Here is an 8,162-nt window from a genome sequence, read left to right on the forward strand (position 1 = left end):
CAGATGTTTCATATATGCAAGGGGCTGCGCATCGTTATGATGTTGGTTTTGGTGGTGTGTGCGGGATGTACTGCGTCCAAAAGCCGTATGGGTATGGTTCAGGCGGAAGATGGGTTAATGTATGGCTCGGCCATGGACAAGCAGTTTATTGTTGATTCAAGCCTTTTTGAGAACAACAAAGTAAAGCTGCGAATCAGAAATACTTCCGGTGATGCAGCCTTTGATTTGCATGGTTTCAAGCGGCAGTTGGAAGATGCATACATATCTAATGGGTATGAACCCACAACCGGGAGTGATTTTGGGCTGTTGCTTGACATCAATGTGACCTATTCCGGTCAGATTCAGGAGAATATGAGCAATGAATTTGGTTTTGTTGGATTGGCCGGTGGAGGTGTTGCCGGAGCCTATCATCCGATGAAAAAGGGCACCATGAATGAAACTATCGCCGGAGGAGCTGCCGGAGCTGTGGCCGGTGCGACCATTGGATATATTCTTGGCAGTTACATGACGGACGACACATATATCATCAAAGCGCATGTCACGCTGGCCACCATTGCTCCCAAGGAAGACAATGACGGGACCACCATTGTTTTTGGCAAAAGCAGGAAGATCAAGCGCAAGAAAAACAATTTCAGAGGCTACCGACAGCGTTCGACGGTCAATATGGCGGTGTATGCCGGTGGGCGAAATGTCCATCAATGCGAGATTGTGGATGGCGTCCGGGGCAGAATGTTACGCATTTTGACCGATATCATCTGATATTTTGTCACGATGAAGAAAAAAAAGCCCCTGTTTTATTTGAAACAGGGGTTTTCTTTTTGCGTGAATCGACTTGTTAGAAAATGATTTTTTCAGGTGGCCTGCGTTCAGGAACAACCGCTTTCTCAATGGTGCCGTCGTTGTATTCCTTGCTGACATAGAGCGCACAGAAACAGGCACCGTATTCCTTGATGTCCTCTTCCCGGTAGGTGCAGGGACAGACGATGTCCTTGTCCGCTTCGAAGTCGCCGTTGGCCAGACGGCAGGGACAAGCCATGTAGCCAAAGCGGTCCTTGTTGGTCAGCAGGCTTTCGAGCAAGGGCATGGTCATGTCCATATCCTTGTTGAAATAGTAGCCTTTCGGCTCCTGAACTTTTTTGAGCATTTTATATAATTGTTTGGCATCCATTGTTATTCTCCCTTGAGCGCGGCGTCGATCTTGTCTTTGTGGTACCCGACAACAACTGTATTTTTGATGACGATGGTAGGAAAGGAAACGGCTGGATTATGGTCTTTGATTTCCTGAACGATCTGTTTGCGATCGTCTCCAGAGAGTTCATCAACGTGAACACACTCGTATTTTACGCCACATTCATCGAGGTATTTTTTTGCATTTCTGCAATGGATGCAGGTTGAAAGCGCATAGATTTTGATGTCATTCATATGAAATGCCTCCGGGTCGAACGTTTTTTTAGCGTGGGATTTCGGTTGAGCCTCGTCGTTTTCTTCGAAAAGGCTGGAAACAAAATTTTTGATGACTTTGAACATTATGGCTCTCTTTGCAGTGTCAGTTCCAATTTCCTGACCACCATTGAACACAGGAAGGTGAGCACGAAATACATGACAAGGACCAGTGTCCAGATTTCAAAACTCCTATAGGTTGTTGTCATGAGTTGTTGCGCCTGAAAAGTCAACTCTTCGATGGAGATGACAGAAACGATGGTGGAATCCTTGATGATGGATATGAATTGCCCGGCAAGTGCTGGCAACATGCGTTGTATGGCTTGCGGGAGGATGACGTACATCATGGCCTTGGTTCGGCTCATGCCGGTGCCTGATGCCGCTTCCCACTGGCCAGATTCAATGGACTCGATGCCTGCCCGAACAATTTCCGCAATATACGCCGCTTCGAAAAGGGTCAGGGTGACCAGGGCGGAGAGGAATTGGGAAAATCGGCTCATCGGTCCGAAGAACCAGCCGAGAACTTCCTGAGCTTCGGGAGACAGGGCATAGATGGCTTCATTGACATGCAGCAGCGTCATGATCTGGTCGCCGACAAAGAAGTAGAAGACGAATATCAGGACCAGAGGCGGGGTGTTTCTGATCAGTCCGACATAGGTGGTGGCTAGCTGTCGTCTGAAGAGTCGTGGGCTGACCCGCATGAGGCCGACAAATGTTCCCAGTATAATGGCGAAGAGACCTGACCAGAGACTCAGTCGGATGGTCGTGAACAGCCCATGCATGAGCAGGCCTGGAACCCATGATTGCGCTTCGGTGTCATAACGAATCAGAAACTGGGGAATGACGGCCCAGTTCCAGTGGTAATTTAATCCTGTTGCGGCCTTGTACGCAATGAAACCGAACATCCCCGCCAGCACCACCAAAATGGTGGTGTCCAGCGGTGTGATGCGAATTTTCCGTTTTGTTGAAGTATTCTGCAATGAACTGGCTCGCCTATTGAATCTGGTTTTCCCAATCGTTGGTGTAGAACCAGTATTCATAGCGGTTTTTGAGCCAGCCAGTGCTTGAGGTGACCAAAACCCAGTTGTTCAACCAGTTGAGATAGTCGTGGTCGCCTTTTTTGATTCCAAAGGCGATGGGTTCTCTGGTGAAATCTTCCTTGAAGGGGAGATACAGTTGCTCCGGGTATTCCTTGGCAAGATTGAGTGGCAACGGGTTGGAGGCAACGACTGCGTGGACTCGTTCGTTGAGGAGTTCCTGAATGGTCTGTGATTCTTCGTCAAAAAACAGGATTTTTGCATTGGGGAGATAGTTTTTTGTCACTTCGGCCGCAGTGGTTCCCAGACGAACAGCTATGGTTGTAGCCGGGTTGTTGAATTCGGAAGCCAGAGTGCGTCCCGAGGCGAGCTTTTTGCTGGCGATGACAGACATCCCTGTATACTCGTAGGGGAGGGAAAAGTTGACTTTCAGATTGCGTTGCGGAGTGATGGACATGCCGCCGATGATGATATCGAATTTTCCGGTCAAAAGGGCTGGGATGATGCCGGACCATTTGGTGGGAACGAATTCGACCTTCACGCCCATATCTTTGGCCAGCCGTTCGGCAACTTCGATTTCAAAACCGATGTACTTGCCACTTTTGTCTTTCATGGCCCAGGGTTTGAAGGTGTCGAAGCCAACTTTTATCACACCTCGTTTGAGAATGGTGTCAAGCTGGCTGACGTGAGATTTTACGCCGGAGTCGTTTTGCTGTGGAGCCTGCTGACCGCATCCAACGAGGAATGCAAGCAGGAAGAGGAAGGGTACAATTGTCCTGAAACGATGATTTTTCATGGCGTTCTCCTTGTCCCGAACGAGGACGGGATCTGGGGTTATCTGGGGGATTCCTGGGCAAACGTGACGTGAGACACTCCCAAGATGGCAATCATGATTGTTGATCCGGTTTTGACGGCTCTCCAAATTGTCATGTCGTGCTCCTGTTTTGGGTTAAGGCTTGATGCCGTTGAACCGTTTTTCCAATATCTTGACGACCCCGGATAAAGCCAGGGTGACGGCCAGGTAGATGGCGGCAACAGTGAACCAGATTTCAAAGGTGAGAAATGTTTCCGCGTCGATCATGCGTCCTTGTTGCGTCAGATCGAGAATGGCGATGGTGCTGACCAAGGCGGAATCCTTGACAAGTGAGACCGCTTGGCTCGTCATGGGAGGCAGTACGCGTCGGAAAGCCTGGGGCAGGATGATGTATCGATAGGTGGCAGATGCGTTCATGCCCAATCCTTGGGCGGCTTCCCACTGTCCTTTGTCAATGGACGTGATTCCGGCTCTGAATATTTCCGAGGCATAGGCTCCTTCAAAAAGGCTCAGAGCTATAATGGCGGCCCAAAACGGGGAGATCCCCAGAATGGGAGCCAGGACAAAATAGATGAAGAAAATCTGAATGAGCAGAGGAGTATTGCGAATCAACTCCATGTAGGTACGTGCTGTCCCGCGTGCGGCCCATGAGTCGGTCATTCGGAATATGGCGGTTGCCATGCCGATGACCAGCATCAGAACCATGCTGATGGCAGTGATCTGGAGGGTTACGCCTAACCCTTGAACCAGTGGTCCCCAAGTGACCCCCTGTTCTCCGACAGTCCAGAAATATTTCGGGATTCTATACCATTGCCAATTGTATCCCAGCCGGTTGGTCCCCAATGTGAGGAGCCAGAGAACACATCCCATCACCACGAGGTATTTCGTGGTGTCAATGAGAGAAGAAAATCGAATGGTGCCGTGAAAAAAGCGTCGTGTGTCAAACATTTTTATATGGTGTTCTCATTTGGTATATATGGCATGTTGTATGCGCCTAGAGAGAGCACCATACCAGAATCGTCCGGAAAGTTCAGGTACTATTCTGTTTTTCTTTGGTGAAAAAACGTGAATTAGTCTGTTTTCGATCTGTGACACTCCAGAACGGCCTTGATTTTTTCAAAGACTTCATCGGGGGTTGCGGATGCATCAACGACTTCCATTCGATCGTGGTTGAGGGCTGCCCAAGTCAGGTAGCCTTCACGAATTCGGTTGTGGAAAGATAGATGTTCCGCCTCGAAGCGGCCTTCTTCTTTGGCCTTGCCGTCTTCGATATTTCGCAATGTCGCGCGTTTGAGACCTATTTCCGGGTCAATGTCCAGAACAACGGTCAGGTCGGGCCAGAGACCATTGACAGCCACTTCATTGAGTTGCTTGAGTATGGTGGTGTCCAAACCTCGGCCATAGCCTTGATAGACAATGGTGGAGTCGGCAAAGCGGTCACAGAGGACGACATCTCCCGCGTCCAAAGCCGGACGAATGACCTGTTCGATGTGTTGGGCGCGGTCTGCCAGATAGAGAAACAGTTCCGTGATCGGAGTGATGTCCTTGTTGTCAACGTGAAGCAGCATCTTGCGCAGTTCCGTTCCGACGCGACTTCCTCCTGGTTCCTTTGTGAGGAACACCGTTTTCCCCAAGGATTCGTAATAATCCTTGATTTTGGTGATCTGGGTGGATTTGCCGGTGCCTTCTATGCCTTCAAAGGTAATAAACATTGATTCTCCGGTTTCTCGTCATTTTTTTTGGTCGTACTCGGCGTCATCGGGGTACGGAAAATATTCCGTTCCAGAAAACGCATGTACGGAGACCAGTCCTGTCCTGATTTATCCATGTCGGTATACGCCTGATCAATAATGTTCAGCTTTGCATCCATATTGTCGGCAAAGTGGAGGACAAAGGCTTCGGGTGTCTTGGGGCGGACAGGAGAACCGAAATCGTGCTCTCCGTGGTGACTGGTAATGAGGTGCTTGAGGTGGAGTTTGAGGCTTTCGTCGAGCGTTTTGCTTCGTTTGAGAAATGGCTCCAGTTTGTCTTGGCCTATTTGGATGTGGCCGAGCAGACGGCCTTCATCGGTGTATTCGTTTGTCATGCCGCCGGACAGTTCCCATGCTTTGCCGAGATCGTGAAAAATTGCTCCGACCAACAGCGTTTGTCTGTCCAGATTCGGATAGACATCGCACAAGGCCATACAGGACCGAGCGACCTGCAAGGTGTGTTCAAGCAGACCTCCGACATATGCGTGATGAACCGTTTTGGCTCCCGGAGCCATGATCATACGAGTTCGAATATCTTCGTTGGAGAGGACTTTTTTACAAAAGGTCTTCCATGGTTTATATTTGACATGCTCGGCAATGAGGTCTTCGATCAATCCCATGAGTTCTTCCGGCGGGACGCTTGATGTCGGAAGAAAATCGGCGAGATCGATGCCGGGGGCGGTTGCTTCGAGCAATTCCATATGGTCAACTTTGAGTTGATTCTTGTCTCTGTAGCTTTCGACAAACCCTTTGACGTGTGCCAGTGTACCTGGCTCAAGGTTTGGATATTCCTGGCTTTTCGGGCTCCAGATTTTGCCATCTATGGTGCCGGTTGCGTCTTGAAATGTGATATTCCAATACGGACCGTTTCTGGATTGGGCCTGATTGGCTGATGCCAATATAAAAATGTCTTCGACGGGGTGGCCGGGGACCAGGTTATGGATATATTGTGACTTTTTTCCCACGTATCTTGCCATTGGATTGATGTTGAGGTACCCCCGCCCGTACACGAACTCTTCAGTATATATCTGCGGGGTGCGGACCTTTTTTGTCCGCTTTTGGTTATGAACCTGATTTCACACGGATTGTCAAACCGAAGGGACCATTTGGAGGAAGAGCATGAACATACTCCTGGCCAATGATGATGGTATTCAGGCCCCAGGGCTGCGAGCATTATATTTTGCATTGAAAAAAGCCGGACATGACGTTCATGTCGTGGCTCCGGTGACGGAACAATCCGCAGTGGGGCACGCCGTCACATTCTTTATGCCCGTTCGGGTCAAGGAATTCAAGGAAAACGGATTTGTTGGGCAAGGAGTTTATGGAACTCCCGTAGACTGCGTCAAGCTTGGATTGTCTACTTTGCTTGAAACACCGCCGGACCTTGTCGTTTCGGGTATCAATGCCGGCGCGAATGTCGGGGTGGATATTTTGTATTCGGGGACCGTTTCGGCCGCGACGGAAGGTGCATTGATGGAAATTCCGGCCATGGCGGTGTCCATGGATAATTTCAATCCTGTGGATTTGAGCGGTCAGGCGCAGTATTGTGCTGATCTGATCGTGAAAATCCCGTGGGCCGAATTGCCCGGAAAATGCGTGTTGAATTTGAATTTTCCGAATTGCCCGATTGAAGAGGCTCGGGAATTACGTTTCTGTCCCCATACGCGGGCATCGTATCAGGATTGGTATTCCACCCGACAGGACCCGCGTGGTAGACCGTATTACTGGCTTGACGGGGCCATTCCCCCGGAACGGATCTGTGCGGACAGTGATCGGGCGTTGCTGTCTGATGGGCATATCACATTGACGCCGTTGCATTTTGATTTTACCGATCGGGCCGCGTTGGGCGTGTTGACTAAAACCGACCTATAAACGCCGTTGACGGAAAATCATTGTGTACGTATTGTTGTTTACTTTTAAGATTATCAGGGTTGAATAATTGTATACCCACAGGAGGAACCTGGCATGGCAACGAAAATTGGTTTGAATGGATTTGGACGGATCGGACGGTATCTCACACGATTGCTGGCGGAAGACAATGATCTTGAATTGGTGGCGGTAAACGCGCGGGCATCCAACGAGGATCTGGCTCATTTGCTCAAATATGATTCTGTCCATGGCCGATTCATGGATGTAGAGCCGACTGCTGACGGATTCCTTTTAGGTGGCAAGCCCGTTACTGTGACTCGAAATGCTCCTGGCGAATGGACCTGGGGTGATTTGGGCTGCGATATTGTGGTGGAATCCACTGGTAAATTTCGTGATCGTACAAGTTGTCAACAGATGTTGGACTGCGGTGCCAAGAAAGTGGTCATTTCCGCACCGGGTCAAGACCCTGATATCACGGTGGTCATGAGCGTGAATGATGAATTACTCACGCCTGAACACAATATTATTTCAAATGCTTCCTGCACCACGAACTGCCTGGCTCCGGTGGCCAAGGTCATCAATGATTTGTTTGGCATCAAGCACGGTATCATGAATACGGTGCATTCCTACACCATGAGTCAGCGTGTGCTGGATGGTTCGCACAAGGATATCCGTCGTGCCCGTGCCTGTGCTGTGAATATGGTGCCCACGACAACTGGTGCGGCCAAAGCGGTTGGACTGGTTATTCCTGAATTGAATGGCGTTCTCGATGGCATGGCCATTCGTGTGCCAACCCCCAACGTTTCTTTGGTAGACCTTGTCTGCGAGTTGAAAAAGGAAACAACGGTTGAAGAAGTGAATGCTGCGCTCAAGGCTGCTGCCAATGAATCCATGGGCTACACGGAAGAAGAATTGGTTTCCGTTGACTTCATGGGGTCGACATTCGGTGGCGTTGTCGATTCTTCGTTGACCCGGGTCATGGGTGGCACCCAGCTCAAGCTGATCATCTGGTATGATAACGAAGCCGGATTCACCAATCAGCTTTTGCGGTTGACGAAAAAAGTTGCCGGAATGATCTAGATATCCCTTTCTCGTAATATGGACCGCTCGACAGCTTGTCGAGCGGTCTTTTTTAATGGAATGGACCCGCCCCCCCGGTATACGGCATCATAGTGCCAAACAAAACGTACTCAGGAGGACGAGTCACATGAAAAATATTGCCACCATTGGGATCGATTTAGCAAAGAATAT

10 protein-coding genes are annotated in these 8,162 nt (G+C 49.6%); 3 read left to right on the forward strand and 7 right to left on the reverse strand.

Annotated elements, in window-relative coordinates; genetic code table 11:
- Positions 1 to 3 precede the first annotated feature (3 nt).
- A complete protein-coding gene (gene traT, locus GO013_RS10325; protein ID WP_163810797.1) occupies positions 4 to 759 on the forward strand; it encodes a complement resistance protein TraT in 756 nt (251 codons plus the stop codon).
- Positions 760 to 835: 76 nt separating this feature from the next.
- On the opposite strand, the gene GO013_RS10330 is transcribed toward traT, so the two are convergent.
- The 7 genes from GO013_RS10330 to GO013_RS10360 all read right to left on the reverse strand — a co-directional run bounded on the left by GO013_RS10330 (position 836) and on the right by GO013_RS10360 (position 6,019).
- The gene (locus GO013_RS10330; protein ID WP_163810799.1) at positions 836 to 1,168 is read right to left on the reverse strand and encodes a ferredoxin-thioredoxin reductase catalytic domain-containing protein; all 333 of its coding nucleotides are present in this window, start codon (positions 1,166 to 1,168) and stop codon (positions 836 to 838) included.
- Positions 1,169 to 1,170: 2 nt separating this feature from the next.
- Positions 1,171 to 1,422: a glutaredoxin family protein gene (locus GO013_RS10335; RefSeq protein ID WP_203529516.1), complete on the reverse strand. Its 252-nt coding sequence runs from the start codon at positions 1,420 to 1,422 to the stop codon at positions 1,171 to 1,173.
- 104 nt (positions 1,423 to 1,526) lie between these two features.
- Entirely contained in the window at positions 1,527 to 2,420 is an 894-nt protein-coding gene (locus GO013_RS10340) for an amino acid ABC transporter permease (protein WP_239057823.1), read from the reverse strand.
- A gap of 13 nt (positions 2,421 to 2,433) precedes the next feature.
- Positions 2,434 to 3,273: a transporter substrate-binding domain-containing protein gene (locus tag GO013_RS10345; RefSeq protein WP_163810805.1), complete on the reverse strand. Its 840-nt coding sequence runs from the start codon at positions 3,271 to 3,273 to the stop codon at positions 2,434 to 2,436.
- A gap of 153 nt (positions 3,274 to 3,426) precedes the next feature.
- Positions 3,427 to 4,239 carry an amino acid ABC transporter permease gene (locus GO013_RS10350; protein WP_163810807.1) on the reverse strand — a complete coding sequence of 271 codons (813 nt, stop codon included), beginning with the start codon at positions 4,237 to 4,239 and terminating at the stop codon, positions 3,427 to 3,429.
- A gap of 122 nt (positions 4,240 to 4,361) precedes the next feature.
- Positions 4,362 to 5,003 carry a dTMP kinase gene (gene tmk / locus GO013_RS10355; protein ID WP_163810809.1) on the reverse strand — a complete coding sequence of 214 codons (642 nt, stop codon included), beginning with the start codon at positions 5,001 to 5,003 and terminating at the stop codon, positions 4,362 to 4,364.
- On the reverse strand, positions 4,979 to 6,019 hold the full coding sequence (locus GO013_RS10360) for an HD domain-containing protein (RefSeq protein ID WP_163810812.1): 1,041 nt from the start codon (positions 6,017 to 6,019) through the stop codon (positions 4,979 to 4,981). The genes tmk and GO013_RS10360 overlap by 25 nt, the downstream gene beginning before the upstream one ends.
- 142 nt (positions 6,020 to 6,161) lie before the next feature.
- On the opposite strand from GO013_RS10360, the gene surE reads away from it, so the two are divergent.
- Positions 6,162 to 6,914, forward strand: coding sequence for a 5'/3'-nucleotidase SurE (gene surE, locus GO013_RS10365; RefSeq protein WP_163810814.1), 753 nt, complete (start codon positions 6,162 to 6,164; stop codon positions 6,912 to 6,914).
- A gap of 93 nt (positions 6,915 to 7,007) precedes the next feature.
- Positions 7,008 to 7,991 (forward strand): type I glyceraldehyde-3-phosphate dehydrogenase, encoded by a 984-nt coding sequence (gene gap, locus GO013_RS10370; protein WP_163810816.1) that lies wholly within the window; start codon positions 7,008 to 7,010, stop codon positions 7,989 to 7,991.
- Positions 7,992 to 8,162: the final 171 nt, after the last annotated feature.

Source organism: Pseudodesulfovibrio sp. JC047 (assembly GCF_010468615.1).
Taxonomy (GTDB): Bacteria; Desulfobacterota; Desulfovibrionia; order Desulfovibrionales; family Desulfovibrionaceae; genus Pseudodesulfovibrio.

What these genes read in the sequence shown, in the direction of transcription:
- tmk (WP_163810809.1), bottom strand. Translation starts at nt 5,003, where the DNA reads ATGTTTATTACCTTTGAAGGCATAGAAGGCACCGGCAAATCCACCCAG.
- GO013_RS10330 (WP_163810799.1), bottom strand. Translation starts at nt 1,168, where the DNA reads ATGGATGCCAAACAATTATATAAAATGCTCAAAAAAGTTCAGGAGCCG.
- surE (WP_163810814.1), top strand. Translation starts at nt 6,162, where the DNA reads ATGAACATACTCCTGGCCAATGATGATGGTATTCAGGCCCCAGGGCTG.
- gap (WP_163810816.1), top strand. Translation starts at nt 7,008, where the DNA reads ATGGCAACGAAAATTGGTTTGAATGGATTTGGACGGATCGGACGGTAT.
- GO013_RS10360 (WP_163810812.1), bottom strand. Translation starts at nt 6,019, where the DNA reads ATGGCAAGATACGTGGGAAAAAAGTCACAATATATCCATAACCTGGTC.
- GO013_RS10335 (WP_203529516.1), bottom strand. Translation starts at nt 1,422, where the DNA reads ATGAATGACATCAAAATCTATGCGCTTTCAACCTGCATCCATTGCAGA.
- GO013_RS10345 (WP_163810805.1), bottom strand. Translation starts at nt 3,273, where the DNA reads ATGAAAAATCATCGTTTCAGGACAATTGTACCCTTCCTCTTCCTGCTT.
- traT (WP_163810797.1), top strand. Translation starts at nt 4, where the DNA reads ATGTTTCATATATGCAAGGGGCTGCGCATCGTTATGATGTTGGTTTTG.
- GO013_RS10350 (WP_163810807.1), bottom strand. Translation starts at nt 4,239, where the DNA reads ATGTTTGACACACGACGCTTTTTTCACGGCACCATTCGATTTTCTTCT.